The organism is Nocardia sp. IFM 10818 (assembly GCF_054655275.1).
Genome location: NZ_BAAHJH010000001.1, coordinates 4,418,029 through 4,437,144, shown reverse-complemented (window position 1 = coordinate 4,437,144; position 19,116 = coordinate 4,418,029). Strand labels below are relative to the sequence as shown.

17 protein-coding genes are annotated in these 19,116 nt (G+C 69.4%); 11 read left to right on the top strand and 6 right to left on the bottom strand.

Going from position 1 to position 19,116, the window contains the following annotated elements; translation table 11 throughout:
• Positions 1–4: 4 nt before the first annotated feature.
• Positions 5–769 carry an SDR family NAD(P)-dependent oxidoreductase gene (locus ACYQ5L_RS20405; protein ID WP_459959283.1) on the top strand — a complete coding sequence of 255 codons (765 nt, stop codon included), beginning with the start codon at positions 5–7 and terminating at the stop codon, positions 767–769.
• 98 nt (positions 770–867) lie between these two features.
• Here the strand turns inward: ACYQ5L_RS20405 and ACYQ5L_RS20400 are convergent, their stop codons facing one another.
• Both ACYQ5L_RS20400 and ACYQ5L_RS20395 read right to left on the bottom strand, forming a co-directional pair.
• Positions 868–1,683 carry an SDR family NAD(P)-dependent oxidoreductase gene (locus tag ACYQ5L_RS20400; RefSeq protein ID WP_459959282.1) on the bottom strand — a complete coding sequence of 272 codons (816 nt, stop codon included), beginning with the start codon at positions 1,681–1,683 and terminating at the stop codon, positions 868–870.
• Positions 1,684–1,785: 102 nt separating this feature from the next.
• Positions 1,786–2,469 carry a type 1 glutamine amidotransferase domain-containing protein gene (locus tag ACYQ5L_RS20395; RefSeq protein ID WP_459959281.1) on the bottom strand — a complete coding sequence of 228 codons (684 nt, stop codon included), beginning with the start codon at positions 2,467–2,469 and terminating at the stop codon, positions 1,786–1,788.
• A 168-nt stretch (positions 2,470–2,637) separates the two neighbouring features.
• On the opposite strand from ACYQ5L_RS20395, the gene ACYQ5L_RS20390 reads away from it, so the two are divergent.
• The 9 genes from ACYQ5L_RS20390 to ACYQ5L_RS20350 all read left to right on the top strand — a co-directional run bounded on the left by ACYQ5L_RS20390 (position 2,638) and on the right by ACYQ5L_RS20350 (position 14,170).
• Positions 2,638–3,948, top strand: a complete 1,311-nt coding sequence (locus tag ACYQ5L_RS20390) for a PucR family transcriptional regulator (protein ID WP_459959280.1) — start codon at positions 2,638–2,640, stop codon at positions 3,946–3,948.
• A 93-nt stretch (positions 3,949–4,041) separates the two neighbouring features.
• Complete coding sequence (locus ACYQ5L_RS20385; protein WP_459959279.1) at positions 4,042–5,601, top strand: long-chain-fatty-acid--CoA ligase; 1,560 nt, start codon at positions 4,042–4,044, stop codon at positions 5,599–5,601.
• Between the two features lie 359 nt (positions 5,602–5,960).
• The gene (locus ACYQ5L_RS20380) at positions 5,961–7,124 is read left to right on the top strand and encodes a sensor histidine kinase (RefSeq protein ID WP_459959278.1); all 1,164 of its coding nucleotides are present in this window, start codon (positions 5,961–5,963) and stop codon (positions 7,122–7,124) included.
• Positions 7,121–7,789, top strand: coding sequence for a response regulator (locus ACYQ5L_RS20375; RefSeq protein ID WP_459959277.1), 669 nt, complete (start codon positions 7,121–7,123; stop codon positions 7,787–7,789). The genes ACYQ5L_RS20380 and ACYQ5L_RS20375 overlap by 4 nt, the downstream gene beginning before the upstream one ends.
• 152 nt (positions 7,790–7,941) lie before the next feature.
• Entirely contained in the window at positions 7,942–9,102 is a 1,161-nt protein-coding gene (locus tag ACYQ5L_RS20370) for a hypothetical protein (RefSeq protein ID WP_459959276.1), read from the top strand.
• An 89-nt stretch (positions 9,103–9,191) separates the two neighbouring features.
• On the top strand, positions 9,192–10,484 hold the full coding sequence (locus ACYQ5L_RS20365) for a serine aminopeptidase domain-containing protein (RefSeq protein WP_459959275.1): 1,293 nt from the start codon (positions 9,192–9,194) through the stop codon (positions 10,482–10,484).
• A gap of 106 nt (positions 10,485–10,590) precedes the next feature.
• A complete protein-coding gene (locus ACYQ5L_RS20360; RefSeq protein WP_459959274.1) occupies positions 10,591–11,289 on the top strand; it encodes a TetR/AcrR family transcriptional regulator in 699 nt (232 codons plus the stop codon).
• A 369-nt stretch (positions 11,290–11,658) separates the two neighbouring features.
• The gene (locus tag ACYQ5L_RS20355) at positions 11,659–11,814 is read left to right on the top strand and encodes a hypothetical protein (RefSeq protein WP_459959273.1); all 156 of its coding nucleotides are present in this window, start codon (positions 11,659–11,661) and stop codon (positions 11,812–11,814) included.
• Between the two features lie 61 nt (positions 11,815–11,875).
• Complete coding sequence (locus ACYQ5L_RS20350; RefSeq protein ID WP_459959272.1) at positions 11,876–14,170, top strand: MMPL family transporter; 2,295 nt, start codon at positions 11,876–11,878, stop codon at positions 14,168–14,170.
• A gap of 95 nt (positions 14,171–14,265) precedes the next feature.
• Here ACYQ5L_RS20350 and ACYQ5L_RS20345 read toward each other — a convergent pair whose 3' ends face one another.
• From ACYQ5L_RS20345 to ACYQ5L_RS20335, 3 genes are all read right to left on the bottom strand, one after another.
• Positions 14,266–14,706, bottom strand: coding sequence for a hypothetical protein (locus ACYQ5L_RS20345; RefSeq protein ID WP_459959271.1), 441 nt, complete (start codon positions 14,704–14,706; stop codon positions 14,266–14,268).
• 92 nt (positions 14,707–14,798) lie between these two features.
• Positions 14,799–15,605, bottom strand: coding sequence for an AMP-binding protein (locus ACYQ5L_RS20340; RefSeq protein ID WP_459959270.1), 807 nt, complete (start codon positions 15,603–15,605; stop codon positions 14,799–14,801).
• Between the two features lie 213 nt (positions 15,606–15,818).
• Entirely contained in the window at positions 15,819–17,093 is a 1,275-nt protein-coding gene (locus ACYQ5L_RS20335; protein WP_459959269.1) for a PucR family transcriptional regulator, read from the bottom strand.
• Positions 17,094–17,283: 190 nt separating this feature from the next.
• On the opposite strand from ACYQ5L_RS20335, the gene ACYQ5L_RS20330 reads away from it, so the two are divergent.
• Complete coding sequence (locus ACYQ5L_RS20330) at positions 17,284–18,723, top strand: aldehyde dehydrogenase (RefSeq protein WP_459959268.1); 1,440 nt, start codon at positions 17,284–17,286, stop codon at positions 18,721–18,723.
• A gap of 111 nt (positions 18,724–18,834) precedes the next feature.
• On the opposite strand, the gene ACYQ5L_RS20325 is transcribed toward ACYQ5L_RS20330, so the two are convergent.
• Positions 18,835–19,023: a response regulator transcription factor gene (locus tag ACYQ5L_RS20325; RefSeq protein WP_459959267.1), complete on the bottom strand. Its 189-nt coding sequence runs from the start codon at positions 19,021–19,023 to the stop codon at positions 18,835–18,837.
• Positions 19,024–19,116 lie beyond the last annotated feature (93 nt).

Below are 19,116 nucleotides of genomic sequence, written 5' to 3'. Positions count from 1 at the left end.
ATCGATGACAGTGCTGGATTTGTTCCGCCTCGACGGCAAGGTGGCGGTGGTGACCGGCGCCAGTTCCGGGCTGGGCGTGGGCTTCGCGACGGCGCTCGCCGAGGCGGGCGCGGACGTGGTGCTCGGTGCGCGGCGCGCCGAACGGCTCGACGCCGTCGCCGACCGGATCGCCGCGACCGGGCGTCGCGCGCTGGCCGAACGGACCGATGTCACCGACCCCGCGGACTGCGACGCGCTGGTCGCGGCGGCCGTGCGGCGCTTCGGGCGGGTGGACGTGCTGATCAACAACGCCGGCGTCGGCGCCGCGGTCCCCGCATTGCGGGAGACCCCCGCGCAGTTCCGCGGCGTCGTCGACGTGAACCTGCTGGGCGCCTACTGGATGGCGCAGGCAAGTGCGCGGGTGATGCCTCCCGGCTCCAGCATCGTCAATGTCGCCAGTGTGCTCGGCCTCGTCAAATCCTTTGCGCCGCAGGCGGCGTACGCGGCCAGCAAGGCGGGCTTGATCGGGCTCACCCGTGATCTGTCGCAACAGTGGTCCGGGCGCAAGGGAATTCGCGTCAACGCCGTCGCGCCCGGCTACTTCGACAGCGAGATGTCGGCGGAGGTTCCGCAGGATCGGCTCGCGCATTTCCTCCGCGAGACCTCGACACTGGGTCGGCGCGGCGTACAGCAGGAACTGGACGCGGCGGTGCTGTTCCTGGCCGCCGACGCGTCGTCCTACATCACCGGCATCACGCTGCCGGTGGACGGTGGGATGTCCGGACATTGACCGCAGCGCCGAGTGTCGCTCACCCGGGAATCTCAGGGGCAGAACGTTTTCCGGACCATTGCCCGGCAGCCTCAGGGGGCGCCGGGACATCGCCGATGTCAGCGGACCGATCCGCCGGCCGCATCGGAGATCCGCTCCCAGGTGCGCCACTCGAGCAGCCGTTGGGTGTAGACCCGCTCGAAGATGTCGACCAGGCCCGAGCCGAAGGCGACCCGGCGCGGTGGACGGTCCGCGTCGACGATGGCCAGCAGCGCCGGACCGGCCGCGCTCGGATCGAATCCGCCCTCACCCCACGGGCGCGGGAGGATCGCGTCATAGGCGGGCAGGTGCGCCGAATGCGCCGCGGAACCGTGCCCCCAATCGGTGGCGTACCCGCCGGGTTCGACGATCGTGACGTGCACCCCGAAGTTCGCCATCTCCTGGCCGAGCACATCGGAGAAGCCCTCGACCGCCCACTTGCTGGCGACGTACATGCTGAAGTGTGGCACCGCGACGATGCCGCCGAAGCTCGAGATCTGCACGATGTGGCCGCGGCGCTGAGCGCGCATGATCGGCAGCGCGGCCTGGCTCACCCAGACGGTGCCGAAGAAGTTCGTTTCCAGCTGCCGCCGCGCCTCCTGTTCACTGGCTTCCTCGGCGAATCCGAACAGTCCGTACCCGGCATTGTTGACGACCACGTCGAGTGCGCCGAAATGTTCGTGCGCACGGCGGACGGCGTCGAACGCGGCATCGTGATCGGTGACATCCAGCGGCAGCGCCAGTGCGGTGTCCGGAAATCGGCGCTCGAGATCGTGCAGGGCTTCGGGGTGCCGCGCGGTGGCGGCGACCCGGTCGCCGCGGTCGAGGGCGGCCTCGGCGAACACTCGTCCGAAGCCGCGCGAGGCGCCGGTGATGAACCAGGTTCTGGTGGGCACGGTGTAGTCCTTTCCGCTGGTGGCAGGAGGGAATGCCCGGATCACCTCCGACAGGCGGTCCGGTGTGGGCCGGGCGGATCGTGGTCCGCCCGGCCCGGCCGGTCAGGCCTGCTGAAACCGGCGCAGCAGTTCCGCCGCGGCCGGGGCCGAGGACGCCGGGTTCTGGCCGGTGATGAGAAGTCCGTCGACCTCGATGTGCGGTGCGTGGTCCACGACCCGGCTGAACCGGCTGCCGCGTTCGACGAGCCGGTCCTCCAGCAGGAACGGCACGACCTCGTCCAGTCCTGCGGCCTTCTCCTCGGAATTGGTGAATCCGGTGACCAATTTCCCTGCCACCAGGTACTTCCCGTCGTCGTCGCGAACATTGACCAGGGCGACCGGAGCGTGGCAGACAGCGGCCACCGGCTTGCCGGCCCGCACGAATTCCTCGATGAGCGCGATGGACACCGGATTGTCCGGCATGTCCCACATCGGTCCGTGGCCGCCGGGATAGAAGACCGCGTCGAAGTCGGCGGCCTTCACCTGATCCAGCGGGATCGTCGCCGCCAGTGCGGCCAGGCCGGCCTCATCCGCCTGAAAGCGCTTGGTGTCCTCGGTCTGGAAGGCAGGCAGATCGCTCTTGGGGTCGAGCGGCGGTTGCCCGCCCGCCGGAGACGCGAGGGTGATCTCGACGCCGGCGTCGCGCAGCACGAAATAGGGTGCCGCGAACTCCTCGAGCCAGAATCCGGTCTTCTCGCCGGTGTCGCCGAGGGTGTCGTGGGAGGTCAGTACGAACAGAACTTTCACGAATCGCTCCTGTCGGAAGGGTGCGGGGGCGTGGACTGTGCGGCGCCGCCCTCCACTATTCGCGCCGATCCCGGGGGGATGCACCGGGACGGAAGCCAGGTTCGGCGCTCGGGCGTTGTGGCCCGGCCACAAGGACGTGAACACAGTTGCCGGAGGTATGGAATTCCTATGGTTCGAGCAGTCGCGCGGGATATGGCGACATTCGGTCCCACGCCGGAGGTCGCGACGGTGCTCGGTGTCGTCGAAGCCTCGTTCGACGAACTGGTCGCGCGTGCCGTGCACGCGATCTGGGCGCAGGTCCCGGCGTACGCGGCCAACGCCGATCCGCGGTTGCGGGGACAGCTGACCGACCACGTGACAGCGGTGTTCGGGGTGCTGCTGACCTGTGCGCGGCGGCGGCGACCGGCTTGCCGCGAGGACTTCCCGGAAACGGCGGCGCACGCCCGGGAGCGGGTGCGGCAGGGCGTGGCGCTGCCGGACTTCTTGCGCGCCTTCCGAATCGGGCAGTTGACGTTGTGGGAGGGCGTCGTCACGGCGGCGCACGGCGATGCCACGGCGCAGCAGGCGGGGCTGGCACTGGCCGGGGAGGTGATGCGCCTGATCGAAGTGGGCAGTTCGCTGGCCGCGGAAGCGTATCTGCGCGCCCAGCAGTACGAACTGGCGGACAGCGATCGCCTGCGGCGCGACGTGCTGGAAGATCTGCTGGCCCGCCGGGACATTCCCGGCGGGCCGAAAAGGTCGCTGTTGCGCGCCGCCGGACTGGACGGCGCCGCCGGGCTGGTCGTCGTCGCCGCGGCGCCGGTGGCCGCGCTGCCCGCGGACCGGATGCTGCGGGAGGCGAGCTCGGCCATCCGCAAGGCCGTCGGCCGTGGCTCGCCGGGGGTCGGCATGGTGCGGCATCAGGAGATCGTGGCGGTAGCCCCGGTCCCGTCCGACGTGCTGGAAGTGCTCGATCGTCTGTCGAAAGCGGTTGCCACACTGGGTGATTCGGGAACAGAACTGGCGTTGGGCGTGAGTACGGTGCTGACCGGTCCGGGCGAGGTCCCCGAGGGGTACGGCGAGGCCGCCGCGGCCCGCGACGCGCTGGGCGCTCGTGCGGGGGTCGCCGCCCTGCCCGCCCTGTCGGCCTTCGACTACCTGGTGACCCGGGACGATCCCACGGCGCGACGGATGATCCGGCCCAGCGTGCGGCAGTTCGTGGAAGGGGACGCGCAGCGAGGCGGAGAACTCATCGACACGCTGCTGGGGTACGTCGCGAGCGATCTCAACGCCAAGGTGACCGCCGAGCGCATGTACATGCACCCCAACACCGCCTACAACCGGCTCGAGCGCATCGCCGAACGCACCGGATGCGACCTGCGGCGGTTCACCGACGTCGCGGAACTCGTCCTCGCCATTCGAATGCTCTCGCCGCTGCATCGCGGCCCGCTGCCACACCCGGCGCTCGGGCGGCGCCCCGGCCACGAGATCGTCCAGTGACGCGGCACCACCGAGGTCTGTGAACCGGTCACTTACGCGCGGCAGCCGCCGTGGGTCAGGGTGGAGCATCGTCGCACGTGCTCGGAGGTATCCATGCTCAATCTCGCTGTCCTGCTCGAACATTCCGCACGCGAGTGGCCCGATCGCGAGGCCGTTGCGGCAGGCGCGCGACGGCTGACCTACCGCGAGGTGGACGCCGCCGCGAGCCGCATCGCCGACGCTCTGGTGGCCCGCGGCATCCGTCCTGGGGACCGGGTGGCCATGTGCGTGCCGAATGTGCCGGAGTTCCTCTCCGTCTACTACGGGATACTCAAGGCGGGTGCGGCGGTGGTGCCGTTGAGCACCCTGCTGCGCGATCGCGAAATAGCCTTCCAGCTCATCGATTCCGGCGCGACCGCCCTGTTCTGCTACGAAGGCGACGACGCGCTGCCGGTGGGCGCGGCCGGCGTGCGCGCCTTCGAGTCCGCACCGCGCTGCACGCTGCTGGTGGTGGTCACCGACGACCCGCAGGCCGACACGGCGGGCGTGCCCGGCGAGACGCTGGCCCGGTTCACCGCCGGCCGGGAGGACCGGTTCCCCGGGATTCCCACCGCGGAAGACGAAACCGCGGTGGTGCTGTACACCAGCGGCACCACCGGCAGGCCGAAAGGCGCCGAACTCACCCACAGCAACCTGGTCCAGAACGCCCTGCTCTACTACCGCACCTTCGGCCCGCATCCGCACGACGTCCACCTGGTGTCGCTGCCGCTGTTCCACACCTTCGCGCAGACGGTGCAGATGAACTCCGGTCTGGCGCACGGGGCGACGCTGATCCTGCAACGACGCTTCGACCCCGCCGGCGCGCTGGCGCTCATGCGGCAGGAGCGGGTGACCTTCTTCGCGGGCGTGCCGACCGCCTACTGGGCGCTGCTCACTGTGTTCGACGCCGACCGGGCCGACATCGCCGGCATCGCGGCGCATCTGCGGTGCGCGGTGGCAGGCGGGTCCGCGCTGCCGCTGGAGGTGTTGCAGGAATTCGAAAAGCGTTTCGGTGTACCGATTCTGGAGGGTTACGGGTTGTCGGAGACCAGCCCGCTGGTCACCTTCAATCGGTTCGACCGTCCGCGTCGGCCCGGATCGATCGGCCTGCCGGTGTGGGGCGTCGAGGTGCGCGTCGTCCGCGACGACGGCAGCGTCGCTGACGTCGACGAGCCCGGCGAGATCTGCGTGCGCGGCCACAATGTGATGCGCCGCTATCTGCACCGGCCGGACGCCACCGCACAGGCGATCGATCGCGCCGGCTGGTTGCGTACCGGCGACATCGGCACCCGGGACGCGGACGGCTATTTCTATGTCATCGACCGCAAGAAGGACATGATCATCCGCGGCGGATTCAACGTCTATCCACGGGAATTGGAGGAAGTTCTGGTCACCCACCCGGACGTGAGCCTGGCCGCCGTTGTCGGGGTGCCGCACGACAGTCACGGCGAGGAGATCAAGGCGTTCGTGATCCGGCGGCCGGGCGCGGCGCTGACCGAGCGGGAGCTCATCGACTGGTCGCGTGCCGTGCTGGCCGCGCACAAGTACCCGCGCATCGTCGAGTTCCGGGACGCGCTGCCGATGACCGTGACGGGCAAGATCCTCAAGCGCGAACTGGTCCGCGACCGGCAGTGACGGTCTGCTACCCGGAGTGCCGCGGTTCGATTCCATACTCGAGAGTTCCTTGTCCGATCGCGTTCGGCGCCGCACCTGTCCACGCTGACGGTAGGTTCGGCCTCCGTCGGTGTCATCACTCTTCGGAGGCCATCGGACTCCCTCCTCGGAGGGAGGGAGGCTCCCCCGCGTGCAGGGGTAGCGGCGGGCTCGCGCGGCGTACTTTCGATCCGGTGAATCTCGAACGCCGGGCGCCGCGCTCGGGCCCGCGTGTCCTCGGGCCGAAGCACGCGGGTGGAGGCTTGCGTCGGGCATGCTTGGCCTCGGCTCATGTGCTGTGGGCGAGCGATGATCGGCTCGGGCAGGCGGACGGAGGTCGGGTGGAGGAGAGCAGGTCGCTGGCGCGGCAATCGCTGCTCATCGCGGTCACCGCGGCTGCCCTGGACGCGTCGGCGTTCCTGCTGGCCGATATCGCCGACGATGATCCGCTCCACCTGGCAGCGCTCACCTTCGCGATCGTGGCCGTCGATCTGTGGCTGGCCGCGCCGATCTCGACGGTGCTGGTGGTTGCCGTCGCTCAGGTGGCGGTACGGCTGGCGGTGGTGTGGGGGACGGGCAACCTGGGCGAGTATCCGGCGCTGCTGAGCATCGGGATGGTCGTCGCCTCCTATCGGGTGGGCGCGTGGACGGCGGGGCCGGTGAGCATCGCCGCGCTGGTGCTCTTCGGCTGCGGCACCGCCGCGCTGCATCTGCTGGGCCACAGCCGAGCGACCTCCGATTGGCGGTTGTTCCTCGTCATGGTCGTGTCCAGCAGTGCGATTCCGTGGATGGTCGGGCGCTTCACCACGGGCCAGCAGACGTATATCGATGAACTTCAGCATGCGGCGCGGCGGCAGCGCGAGCGCGAGCGCCGGGCGGTGGCGGACGCTGTTGTCCGGGAACGTGAGGCCATCGCGCGCGATCTGCACGATGTGATCTCCCACCACGTCAGCGCGATCCTCATGCAGGCGGGGCTCGCGCGCATGGCCCTGACGGGGGCGGCGGATCCTTCGGTGCGGCAGTCGCTTCTCGCCGTGGAGTCCAGCAGCCGGGCGGCGATGGCCGACCTCCGCAGGCAACTGGACCTGTTGCACGGTAGGCAGCCCGAGCAGGACAGCCAGCCCGGCCTGGCCGATATCGACGGGCTTCTTCGCAGTGTCCGGGCCGCGGGGTTGCGAGTCGAGTTGCGCCGTACGGGAGATCCGGTGCGCGTGCCCGAATCGCTGGATGTCGCTCTGCATCGCATTGTGCAAGAGCTGCTGACCAATATGCTGCGCCACGGCGATGGCCGCGAAGCCGTGCTCGCCATCGACCAACGCCCTCGGAGGATCACCATCGAAGCAGTCAATACTGTTGCACCACAGCAGGTTTCGTTTGTATCCGGGAGGGGGCTGGATGGCATCCAGCAGCGCGTTCGATTGTTCTGCGGCAGTGCGCAATTCGGCTTGGACGACAGCGGCCATCGCTGGCGCGGCGTGGTGCACGTCCCCCTCGGAGCGCAATGAGCGCGACAGACAGCCGGATTCGGGTGCTCGTCGCCGACGACCACGAGATGTTCCGTACGGCGCTGTGCGCCCTGATCGACCGCGCGCCCGATCTGGTCTGCGTCGCGGAGGTGGCGGACGGTCGCAGCGCCGTCAGCGAGATCGCCCGCACGACACCGGATGTGGCGATCCTGGACCTGCGCATGCCCAAACTCGATGGCATCTCCGCGATCTCGGAGATCGTCGCGGCGACCCGGAACACCCGGGTGCTCGTGCTGACGACCTACGACAGCGACGACCATCTGCGCCGTGCCCTCGAAGCCGGTGCGAGCGGTTTCCTGCTGAAAAGCCTCCCACCCGAGGAGGTGCTCGCAGCCGTCCGGATCGCCGCGCGTGGCGACACGTTCATCGATCCGTCGGTCACCCGCAGGCTGGCCGCGCGCATCGCGACCGGTTTGAGCGCGACGCCCACCCCGCCGGAACTGGATCTGCTCACCTCCCGCGAACACGAGGTGCTCGAACTGCTCGCCGAGGGCTACAGCAATATCGAGATCGCGAGCGAACTCGGGGTGGGGGAGCAGACCGTCAAATCCCATGTCTCCCGCCTGCTCGCCAAGCTCGGATTACGCGATCGGGTGCAGGCTGTCGTCTACGCCCATCGGCACGGGGTGGCCCGGCCGGGCTGAGCCATCGCGGGTGCGCACGCGGGCCGGCTCACTCTTACGGGGGAGCGGCCCTGCCTCCCGCGTGTGACGACCGGCGGTCGGCAAACATCTAGCGTTCTTTGCAGAGTTCGGCAGTCTCGACATCCTGCCGATCCTTGCGTCGAGGAGGACCGATGCCCGAGCAGATCAGAACCGTCCGGCGGCTGCGAGCGGTGGTCCTCGCGGTGACCGTCCTGGCGGCCACCGTGTTCGCCGAGGGCACTGCCGCCGCCTCGGGTGCCACGTCGTCGACGTTCTTCCTCTGGAACGGCGGCAGCGCCACGTGGCGCTACAACCACCGCGTCAACCGGCTCGGGGACTTCGTCGACGGCCGGCAGTGCGACGGCCGCGAGTGCAGCGCGCGCGTGATCCGTTCGGGGGCATCAGGATCCGGCCCGGACACGATGAGCGCGACCACGGCGGTGACCGCGGTTTCCGCGCCCGGGGTCCGGTCCGCGTCCGGCTCGGTCACCATGCGCCTCACCGGCGCGCGCGGCTCGATCCTCGAAGCGAGCGGCGTGCTGTCGGTCCCCGAGCCGTCACCGCGTGCGGGCACCGGCCGGACCGCCCTGTTGAACGGGTACGACCTGCTGTCGCTCGGCGACGCGGCCAAACCGGGCATGATCGAATTCGGGCTGGGCGATCCGCAATACGATGCCCGTGCCGGAGCCTACGCGGTCCCGGTCACCGCACGGCTCCAGCTCTTCTGCACCTCCGCCGAGTGTCTGCCGGACCAGCCGGTCGATTACCGGCTGACGGTCTACGGCGTGGTCCTGGAGGGCGCTTTCCAGGAGTCGCGTGCGGTGGCCTCGCAGTCCTACTCGTGGCCGGATGGGCCCTCGGGCCCGATCGGTGCGCTCATCGACCCCGACCATGGTCCGTATGGACCATTACCGGCGATCGAGCCCGTCGTCACCGCCGTCGTCGGCTCCGGCGGCCCCGCGGTGGCGGGATTCCGTTCGCTGCGCCTGCGGCTCGACCGTGAACTGCACGTGCTCGCCTTCGGCGCGCAGACCGGCCCTCCCGGTTACGCCGAGGGTGTCGCATCGCTGTCGACCGTGCTGACCTTCCGCAATTGGAGTCCGGACATGATCCGGGACGGATTGCCGGGATCGCTCGGAGCTTTCGGGGAAGCGGGCAGCGCGGAGTGGACCGCCGGGTTGAGCTATCTCACCTTCGCCGCCGAGGCCGCCGTGACGACGGTGGAACGCACCTGCGCGATCGTGTGGCCCGGTCTCAACCGCCCCGCCGACACGCCCGAGGCGACCTGCTCGAGCACCGTGAGCGGCAACTGAGAGCGGGAGCGCAGCGCGTGAACCGTGAGAGCATCGAGGCCGGATGGCAGGACGAACCCGCCGGGCGCCGGTGGATCCGATGGAGGGTCGTGACCAGCCCGGACGGGGGCCGGTTCCGGCTCACCCGGCTCGGAGATCCGGCCGGGCAGCCGGTCGTGCTGGCACCCGGAATGTTCGACAATCGACGGGTCTTCCTCACCGCCGAGGGAACCGGGCTGGCAGCCGCGCTGGCGGACGCGGGTTTCGACGTGTGGGTGAGCGAGCGTCGCGGCACCGGCGGCGTTGCGCTCGTGCCGGGCGTCCGCAGCGGGTGGGCCGAGGCCGTGCGGTACGACCTGCCGACGACCCAGCGTGTCGTCACGGCGGCGACCGGGCGCGGCGCGTTCTGGCTCGCCCACTCCTTCGGTGGTGTGGCGCTGGCCCGCGCCCTCGACGGCCACGTCGAGCGCGACCGGGTCGACGGGGTGATCCTGATCGCCAGTGCCCTCGAGGTCCCGCTGCTGCGGAGCCGCCTGGTCGCGACGCTGCTCCGCAACCGGCGGTGGAAAACGGTGATCCCCACTCGGAGAATGGGTTTGGGTACCGAGGACGATCCGCGCGAGAGTCTGGCCGACGCGGTCGAATGGTGCGCGGACGCGCGCGGCCGACGCGGCGCCGTCCGCGACGACGCGCGGTATCCCGTGCTGGCGCTGACCGGCCCGCGTGATCGTATCGCGCCCGCCCGCCGGTGCGCGGAGTTCGCCGGAACGCTCGGATCTGCCGATACCCGAGTGCAATCGGCGGCGCGGCGCACCGGATTCCGGCGCGACCACGGGCACGAAACGATGCTGCTGCGCCGGGATGCCGCCACCGATGTCTTCCCGTTCATCCGGGATTGGCTGCTGGTGCGGACGGCGGGCCGATCGCCGTCGGTGACGCCGCCGCGGCCGACGGGCCAACGCCGGCACATCCGGCTGGGGGAGTTCGTGCCGCAGCCTCCGGCCGTGGTGTTCGCCGTGCTCACCGAGCGGTGGGGTGAGCTGTGGCCGATGTCGCAGCGCCGGGTGCGCGACAGTGTGAGCCCGGTGAATCTCGATGGCCTGCAATCGGTTCGCGCGCCGCGCGTACTCGGGGTATGGCCGCTGCACGAGGTGATCACGGTGCACGACGAGGAGGCGGGGGTGATCGAGTACCGCACGGTCCGGGGACCGGTGCGACGGCACGTCGGCCGGATAACCCTGAGTCCGCTGCGCGACGGCACTCGGCTGGACTACGAGATGCGTTTCGACACCGCCCGCTGGCTGCCGGGAGCGCTGGTGGTCGCGGTCCTCGTGCGCACCTGGTCGCGATGGTCGGTTCCCCGCCTGCTCGCAGCGGCCCGCGGATTCGATGACCGCACCTGAGCGCCCTAGGTCCCGCACGATCCCGGGACCTGATTCCACAGCTCGACCGACGAGGTGCCTGACCGGGTATTTCACAGCCACCAGCAGTACAGATGGAGCGCAGCGAATGAATGATCGGGACACTGTGATCGGCTTCGGCAGCAAGAGCGCCGACGGAGCGCGTCGCCGGCCTGTCCAATCGCGGGCAATTCAGACCCGGGAGCACATTATCGAGGCGACGGCGCAGGTGCTCGCGCGTGCCGGATATGTGGATCTGACGACCAATGCGGTGGCCGAGCGTGCCGGTATCGGAGTCGGCACGCTGTATCGCTACTTCGCGGACAAGGACGATCTCGTCCGCGCGCTGCAGGCGCGCACGGCGGCGCGGATCCAGGCCGAACTCGACGCGGTGTTCCTGAAATTGGCCGTGCACGGCCACGCGCAGCCGCGGGATGCCGTGGTGGCCATGACGCGCGCGGTCTTCTCGGTGCTGTCCCAGCATCGTGGCCTGGTCCGCATCCTGACACAGGAGCTTCCCGCCGAGACCGGGGACGGTCTGCAGGTGGTCATCACCCGCTCGGTGGCCAGGGTCGCGGTCGGGATCTACTGCGTGAGCGGGTCGTACCTGGCCGCGGAGGACGCCGACGAAGCCAGTCTGGTGATCGAAGTCGGGTCGACGGTCCTGACCACCGCATGCGTGCGCCTGGTGCTCGAGGATCGTGCGCCCGAGGCGTGTGCCGAGGCGCTGGAGTTGATCGGCGACATGGTCGCGGGCGCGTTCGCGGCGACCTCGTCGGGCATGTCCGCGCCCAAACGGGGTGCGTGATCGCCGGTCGGGCGCGGCGCCGGCCGACGGCATCGATCGGCGCCTCGTGGCGTCCGCGCTCGCCGAATCGTGAGACCGGCTCACCTCTCGCTCGGCTTTCCGGCCCGCCGATGGATTTCCCCGGTGCCGGAAATTTAGAGTAGGAAATGCCTTTCCGGGGTTGCGGGATCCGCCCCTTGTGACTATTCGGAAAGGTGACGATGGCGGCACCACCTGTGACCCAGTTCCCCAGGTGGTGCCGCTCGTTCGTTGTTTGCGAGGAGCTTCGCATTTTCCGTTGATTCGGCCAACCGGAATATTTTTCGGATTCGACTCGGATTTGCCGGAGGAATGTGTACGCCGCATCATCCGGAACGTAGGTTCGATGTCATGAACAATGTAATTGAGCAAATGGATGTCATCCAGAACGCGACCTTCGTGAAGTCGATTTTCTTTCCGGAGTTCAGCAGGTGGATGGACCTCCTCAAACCGATCCGTGAATTCCTCACGGCCGGCTCGTCCATGTTGGGCTCGTCGGGCAAATGAGACGGGGCCGCGGCGGCGTGTAGGTCGCCGCGGCCGCAGATACCAGTTCCGGTAGCGGCCGATGGCAGCGCGCAGCGCCGCCGTCGGCCGCCGATCTGCGTTGGGCCGCTGTGCGCCCGCGCTGCTGCCACCGGAACTGCCGAAAGGATCGGTAGTTATGGCCACAGTCTTGAATCGTTTGGGGCGGTTCGCTTTCCGCAAGCGGTATGGTTTCGTCGCGCTCTGGCTGGGGATTCTCGCCACGATGATCGCCGCGGCGGCCACCGGCCCGGCGGCGGCGCCGGATGTATTCACGATTCCGGATTCGGAGTCTCAGCGGGCGGCCGACCTGCTCGCCGAGCGGTTTCCCGGCACCACTCCCGGCGCCGCGCAAGCGCGAATCGTCTTCACCGCACCGGAGGGACGGCGAATCAGTGCCGCACCCTATCCGGACGCCGTGGCGGACATTCTCGCGGGCGTGCGGGCGGGAGCGCAGGTGCAGCGGGTCTCCGATCCGTTCCGCAGCGGCGGGGTGAGCGCCGACGGCGGCACCGCATACGCGACCGTGACGTACGCCGTCACCAGTGCCGACGTGACCGATGGCGCCCGTGCGGCGCTCACCGCCGCGGTCGCGGCGGGTGCGGCCGCCGGAATCACCGTGGACGTCGGAGGGACGGCTCTGCGCAGTCCGCCCGAGGTCGGTGCCGCCTCGGAGGTCATCGGCATCGTTGTCGCCGCCATCGTATTGATGATCACCTTCGGCGCGCTGGCGGCCGCCGCTGTGCCGCTGGTGACCGCGCTGATCGGGATCGGAGTGAGCGTGGGGGCGCTTGTCGCGATCGGGATGTCCGGCACGACAATCACTCTCGCGACCATGCTGGGGCTGGCGGTGGGCATCGACTACGCGTTGTTCATCCTCGCCCGCTACCGCGGCGAGCGTGCGGCGGGTTTCGCGCCGGAGGAGGCGGTGGGTCGTGCGGTGGCGACCGCGGGATCGGCGGTGGTGTTCGCCGGGCTGACGGTGCTGATCGCCCTGTGCGGGCTGGCTGTCGTGGGCATTCCCGCGCTGACCCGAATGGGGGTCGCGGCGGCGGGCGCGGTGGCCGTGGCGGTCGCGATCGCGGTGACTCTGCTGCCCGCCCTGCTCGGATTCACGCACCGCGCGGTGATGCCGCGCGCGTATCGCTGGGTCGAGACGAGCGCGGCACACGGGCCGGATGACGTGAAGTTGGTGGGGCAGGCCATGGTTCGGTGGAAACGACGGAGCGCGAGTGCCCGCTGGGCCGAGTTCGTGAGCCGCCGCCCGGTGCCGGTGCTTCTGGTCGGCATTGCCGCGACGGCGTTGCTGGCGCTGCCGGTGCGTGGCCTGGATCTCGGGATGCCCAGTGACGGGTCGCTGCCGCCCTCGACGACGCAACGTCAGGCGTACGACACGATCGCCGCGCGCTTCGGCCCGGGTTTCGACGGTCCGCTCACCGTCGTCGTGGACGTGGTGGGCGCGCCGGACCCGCAGGCGGCGGTGACGCAGGCCGGCGCGATGCTCGCGGCGACGCCCGATGTCGTCTCGGTTTCGCCCGCCGTCCTCGATCCAGCCGGTCGCACGGCCGTGTTCACCGTCATTCCTGCGACCGGCCCGAGCTCCGCCGAGACCGGGCAGGTGGTGCGCGCCGTGCGTGCCGAAGCCGGTCATCTGAAGACGGCCACCGGTTCGACCATGATGGTGACCGGGGCGACGGCGGTGGCGATCGATTTCTCGCAGCGGGTGACGTCGGCGCTGGGGCCCTACCTCGCGGTGCTGGCGGGTCTGGCGATGGTGATGCTGACGATGGTCTTCGCTTCGGTGGCGGTGCCGATCAAGGCGACGCTCGGGTTTCTGCTGTCGGTCGGCGCGGCTCTCGGACTGGTTGTCATGGTCTTCCAATGGGGTTGGCTGGCAGGGCTTTTCGGGGTCGAGCAGACCGGACCGGTGCTCAGCATCATGCCCATCTTCTTGATCGGAGTGGTGTTCGGACTCGCGATGGATTACGAGATCTTCCTGGTGACCCGGATTCGGGAGGCGTTCGCGCACGGTGCGAGTGCGCGCGAGGCCATCGTGACGGGTTTCCGGCACAGTGCGCGCGTGGTGGCGGCCGCGGCGGCGATCATGATCGCGGTGTTCGCCGGGTTCGCCGGCAGTGACGACCCGATGATCCAGATGATGGGTTTCGGGCTGGCGGCCGCGGTCTTCTTGGATGCCTTCGTGATCCGTATGACCCTGGTCCCGGCAGTGCTGGCGCTGCTCGGTGATCGCGCGTGGTGGATGCCGCGATGGCTGGCCCGCATCGTGCCGAAGGTGGAAGTGGAGGGATCGGACGAGGCGAGGGCCGGGCGGGCCTGAAGGCCGAGCGGTGTGCGGGCCGCGCCGGTCCCGGCGCAGCCGAGAGTCCGGCGGGCGAAATCGCCCGCCGGACTATGGTGTCCCCCCGCGATGGATCAGTACCGCAGGCCGCTGCTGCCGGTGAAGCTTCCCGTGCCCGCGCTGCCGGTCGACGGCGCGGGCGGGGTGGGCGGGACCACGACGACGACGGTGGTGCTGTTGTCCTCATGCTTGCGCGAGGCAGGCTGGGGAGCGGGAGTGGGCGCGGGTGTCTGGTCCGCACTGCCGCTGGAGGCTGCACCGTCCGCCGAGCCGGTGATGACTGGCAGCCCTTGGGCGGAGGCGATCGGCTGGCTCAGCGCCGCCGACGTCAGGGCGGTTCCGCCGATGAGCATCGCGCGAATCACGATGCCGGGAGTGCGGCGCATCAGACGGGTGGTCGAGTGGATCATATGATTCCCTTCCTTTGTTTCGCCCGTATCGAAATGTTTCGATGCGAGTTCGTGCAGTGGAAAATTAATCGTTCGATCGACTGTTCCGGAATGGAATTCGTGCATAGGCGAAGAAATATGAACAATTCTCGGGATATGTTGCATGAATCATCTGATCGAATTGGTAGCAGGTCTTCCGATCAAATGAGCGGCGAAATTCACGCCGAGCGGAATCGGTGAGCGTTGCCGGGAATGGGGTGTGCGGCGGGGCGGTTCGTTCCGTGGATCAGCACCGCCGCCGGGCCGGACACGATGAGGTGGCCTTCGAGCGCGACGGTCGCGCAGACCGCCTCGAGCGGCGCCGGGCGGGCCCAGACGCGCCAGGCGGCAGCGAGCGGGGGGAGGACGGTGGCTGTCGCGGCCGCGCCGGCGTGGGCGAGCAGCGCGGAATGTGTCAGTGCGGTGGGTTCGCCGGGCGGCGGCCCGGCGTCGTAGCGCAGCACCGCGATATCGGGGTAGGCGAGGCGATCGGGCCCGGTTGGCCGGGGCAGTCGCAGCGGTGCCAGTTGCTCGATGGTGAGTGTCGCGACGTGCCGCAGCGGATCGGCGGTTCGGACCGCGGCGGACGCGGCATCCGCGGACGTCGCGGCGGCGAGCAGCACGGCGGGCCGACTGCGCCGCAGCACCGGAACCATCCCGCTTTCGGTGCCGGGTTCGTCCAGCGGTACCGCCGTGCATCCGGCTTGCAGGGTGCCGAGCAGCGCCGCGACGTACGCCGAGCCGAGGGGTGCGGCGATCGTGACGCGCGCACCGGCCGCACAGCGGAATCGGAGGTTGGTGGCCACGGTCGACGCCTGCCTGCACACCTGGTGCCAGGTCAGGTGCCGAACGTGCCCGCCGCCGAATCGCTGCCCGAGGAAGGTGTAGGCCGGGTCGTCGGGCCGGGTCGACGCGAGGGCGTGCAGCAGGTCCACAATGGTGTGGGCTTCCGAGGTCGCGCCGGCCGCCGGGAATTGTCCGTCCATATCTGAACCTCGATGCGGATGAGTGGGCGAATGGCGCTGCCCGGGTGGGCGTGGTGCGAACGGAATTTCCCGTCGATCCGATCATCATTGCTGTTGTCGCTGTGAAATTCAGTGTGCGGCGAGCGTATTCGAAGCCGAGATGAGAATTTTTCATCACTCGATATCGGCCGGGGTACGGTCACCGGGTGTATCGAACAACTTCGGCGCGTTCGGTCACCGTCGATCGGGTGGCGGCGTCTCGCCACCGCTCGCCGTGGGCTCGGTTCGATCCCACGTCTCGCTGTCCGGGTGGCCGAACGCTGGCCGGCGTGGCTGGGTCGGCAGCGCGAGCAGCGCGACGTAGAGTTCGGCGGCGGTGCGCGGGTCGGCGCAGCTGCGCCCGGTCAGTGCTTCGACTCGGCGCAGTCGCTGGTGAATGGTGTTGCGGTGGAAGTGGAGTCGTGCCGCGACCCGGACGATGGAGCCGCCGGAGTCGAACCACGCGCGCAGTGTTCCCAGCAACTCGCCGCGTTCCGGTTCCGGAAGATCCAGTAGCGCTCCCAGAATCGCCCGGCTGAGCTCATGGCCCGCGCGCGGGGCGTTGGCGAGCAGCAGCCGGATCGGGTGATCTCCGTATTCGACCACCGGCTCGGTGCCGGGCGTCGCGCAGCACAGCGCGAGCCGCGCCTGACGAACCGCCTCGCGGGCTCGCGCCGGATCGGGGAACAGCAGGCTCACGCCGGCCGCCGTGATGCCGGTCGCGGCGATGACCGCGCCGACATTGCGCCGAATCGCCGTGGTCGGCAGGCTGAGCAGCCCCGTGCAGCCGTCGTCGCCGAGCAGCCACGCGGAGTGAATGCCGATCGCGCGCAAGCGATTCTCCAGGCGTCCGGGTTGTGCGGCGCCGGAGCTGTCGAGTTCGGCGGCGACCACCGCGAACTGACCGTGCGTCGGCAAGCGCAGGGCGCGCACCGCGTCCCAGAGATCCTGGTCCGGGGCGGCGCCGTCCAGGACGGAACAGAGGAGAGATCGACGCGCCTGCTCGTCGTGCCGGGTGCGTTCGGCCAGGAACTCCGCGTAGGCATCGGCCGCGATGCCCGAGTACTCGTCGATCAATTGCCAGATCGCCGTCGCGGTGCCGGTGAGCGCGGCGGGTGAGTGCGCGTGCGGTTCCCCGGCGAGTTCTTGCCAGAGCAGTCGCCCGGCGAGGCGGTAGGCGTGCAGCAGGGCCGGCAGTGGAACGCCGCGTTCGGCTTTCATCCGGCCGGCGGCGACAGCCGGGTCGATGCGTGCGGGTGTGGTTCCCGCGAGTTGGCCGAGCATGGCGGCGAGGTTGGTCCGGACCGACGACCGGAGCAGCTCCGGTCCGAGCAGGGTGGCCTCGGCATAGGCGTGGTCGCCCTGGAGTATTCGGGCGATCAGATCATCGGTCAGTTCGTCGAGTCTGGGCAGCAGTCGCCGGGCCGGCATCCCGCCGATCGCGGTCGGCGGTAGTTGTGCCGATGTCATGCGTTGATGCTACGTCCGGTGCGTGGGTGCGGGACGGAGTTGGAATGTGCACCCGCACAGCAGAATCCGGTGTTTTCGGCGACATTCGCACCTGGCCTGCCGCGCTGGCCGAACGCACGATGGCAGGACCGGCCGGTGCGGGAGCACAGGCCGGTGATCATCGAACAATGCTGCGTCCGTGAGGAATCCCATGACCATCGAGCACAGTTCCCTCTTCATCGACGGAAGATGGCTGCCCCCCACGTCGTCCCGGCGTTTCACCGCGCTCAATGCCGCCACCGGTGAGGTGCTGGGTTCCGCGCCCGAGGCGATGCCCGCGGATGTGGACCGGGCGGTGGCGGCCGCACGCCGCGCCTTGACCGGCTCGGCCTGGTCCGAGCTGACGCGGGCGGACCGGGCCGCGCTGCTGCGCCGGTTCGCCGATGAACTGGAGCGCCGCGCGTGTGCGCTGACACGCACGGTGAGCAGTCAGAACGGCATGCCGATCAGATTGAGCGAGGCGTTCGAGGGCGCGTTCGCGATCGGTTTGGTGCGCTACTACGCCGATCTGATCGCGACCACGCCCGCCACGGACATCCGTGCCTCACAGGGCGGGATCGCCACCGAGGTGACCGCCGGCCCGATCGGTGTCGTCGCGGCGATCGTCCCGTGGAACTATCCGGTGGTACTGGCCTTGAGCAAGATCGCCCCGGCGCTCGCGGCGGGCTGCACCGTGGTGGTCAAGCCGTCGCCGAGCACCGTGCTGGATTCCTATCTGATGGCGGAAGCCGCTGTGGCGGCGGGGTTTCCGGCTGGCGTGCTCAATTGGGTGCCCGCGAACCGGCAGGTCGGCGCTTACCTGGTCGCCCATCCCGGCGTGGACAAGGTGGCCTTCACCGGCTCGACGGAGGCCGGGCGTGCGGTGGCCGCGGCCTGCGCGCCGCTGCTGCGTCCGGTGACCTTGGAGTTGGGCGGCAAGTCGGCGGCCATCATCCTCGACGACGCCGATCTCGATGTCCTCATGCCGGACCTGGAATTCATCACCCTGATGAACAACGGTCAGACGTGCGTCGCGTGCAGTCGCATCCTGGCGCCGCGGCATCGATACGACGAGGTCGTCGACGCGCTGGTGGCCAGGCTCGCGACGATGAAGATCGGTGATCCGCTCGATCCGGGCACCGAGATCGGCCCGCTGGCCACCGCCGAGCATCGGGAGCGGGTGCGGTGGTACATCGAAAAGGGAAGAAGCGAAGGGCGATTGGTGCTCGGCGGCGGCCGCCCCGCCGGATTCGATCGTGGCTGGTTCATCGAGCCGACGGTGTTCGCCGACGTGGACAACTCGGCCGTCATCGCGCAGGAGGAGATCTTCGGACCGGTCCTGGCTGTCATCGGCTTCGACGACGACGCCGACGCGATCAGGCTGGCCAACGATTCCGCGTACGGACTCGGTGGCGTGGTCTTCAGCGGCGATCATGTCCGTGCGCAGACGGTGGCGGCGCGGGTGCGCACCGGAACGATCGGTATCAACGGCTATCCGGTCTCGATCGGCTCCCCGTTCGGCGGGGTGCGCGACAGCGGCTACGGCCGCGAGTTCGGCCCGGAGGCCCTGACCGGCTATCAGAGCCTGAAGTCGGTCTACATCGGCGCGTGACGCCGTCCGGTCGGCGTTCGATGTCTTCGGTGCCGCTATTTCCGCAGTGGCACCGGTTCTTGGGGCCGGATGGCGGCGTCCGATCGCCATTGATCGTCGCCGGGCGCTTGTTCAGTTCGTGTCTCGGGGATGAGCCCTGACATCACGGACGCGGGCGGCGAGTATCGCGGCCTGGGTGCGGCGCCGCAGTCTGCCCAGCACCCGAGTGACGTAGTTCTTGACGGTCTTCTCGGTCCAGAACATTCGGACCGCGATCTCCCGGTTGGTCAGACCCTCGGCGAGCAACCACAGGATCGCCAATTCAGGGGTAGAGAGTCCGGCGAGCGCCTCCCGGTCGTCGGCGCTGCGTCGGCGGAGCTCCCGCATGAGCACGGGTGCGGCGAGGCTGTCGAG

Excerpts from the sequence above, each read along its gene's own strand:
- ACYQ5L_RS20345 (WP_459959271.1), bottom strand. The coding sequence starts at position 14,706 with ATGCACGAATTCCATTCCGGAACAGTCGATCGAACGATTAATTTTCCA.
- ACYQ5L_RS20330 (WP_459959268.1), top strand. The coding sequence starts at position 17,284 with ATGACCATCGAGCACAGTTCCCTCTTCATCGACGGAAGATGGCTGCCC.
- ACYQ5L_RS20350 (WP_459959272.1), top strand. The coding sequence starts at position 11,876 with ATGGCAGCGCGCAGCGCCGCCGTCGGCCGCCGATCTGCGTTGGGCCGC.
- ACYQ5L_RS20375 (WP_459959277.1), top strand. The coding sequence starts at position 7,121 with ATGAGCGCGACAGACAGCCGGATTCGGGTGCTCGTCGCCGACGACCAC.
- ACYQ5L_RS20340 (WP_459959270.1), bottom strand. The coding sequence starts at position 15,605 with ATGGACGGACAATTCCCGGCGGCCGGCGCGACCTCGGAAGCCCACACC.
- ACYQ5L_RS20405 (WP_459959283.1), top strand. The coding sequence starts at position 5 with ATGACAGTGCTGGATTTGTTCCGCCTCGACGGCAAGGTGGCGGTGGTG.
- ACYQ5L_RS20355 (WP_459959273.1), top strand. The coding sequence starts at position 11,659 with ATGAACAATGTAATTGAGCAAATGGATGTCATCCAGAACGCGACCTTC.
- ACYQ5L_RS20335 (WP_459959269.1), bottom strand. The coding sequence starts at position 17,093 with ATGACATCGGCACAACTACCGCCGACCGCGATCGGCGGGATGCCGGCC.
- ACYQ5L_RS20385 (WP_459959279.1), top strand. The coding sequence starts at position 4,042 with ATGCTCAATCTCGCTGTCCTGCTCGAACATTCCGCACGCGAGTGGCCC.
- ACYQ5L_RS20370 (WP_459959276.1), top strand. The coding sequence starts at position 7,942 with ATGCCCGAGCAGATCAGAACCGTCCGGCGGCTGCGAGCGGTGGTCCTC.
- ACYQ5L_RS20360 (WP_459959274.1), top strand. The coding sequence starts at position 10,591 with ATGAATGATCGGGACACTGTGATCGGCTTCGGCAGCAAGAGCGCCGAC.
- ACYQ5L_RS20390 (WP_459959280.1), top strand. The coding sequence starts at position 2,638 with ATGGTTCGAGCAGTCGCGCGGGATATGGCGACATTCGGTCCCACGCCG.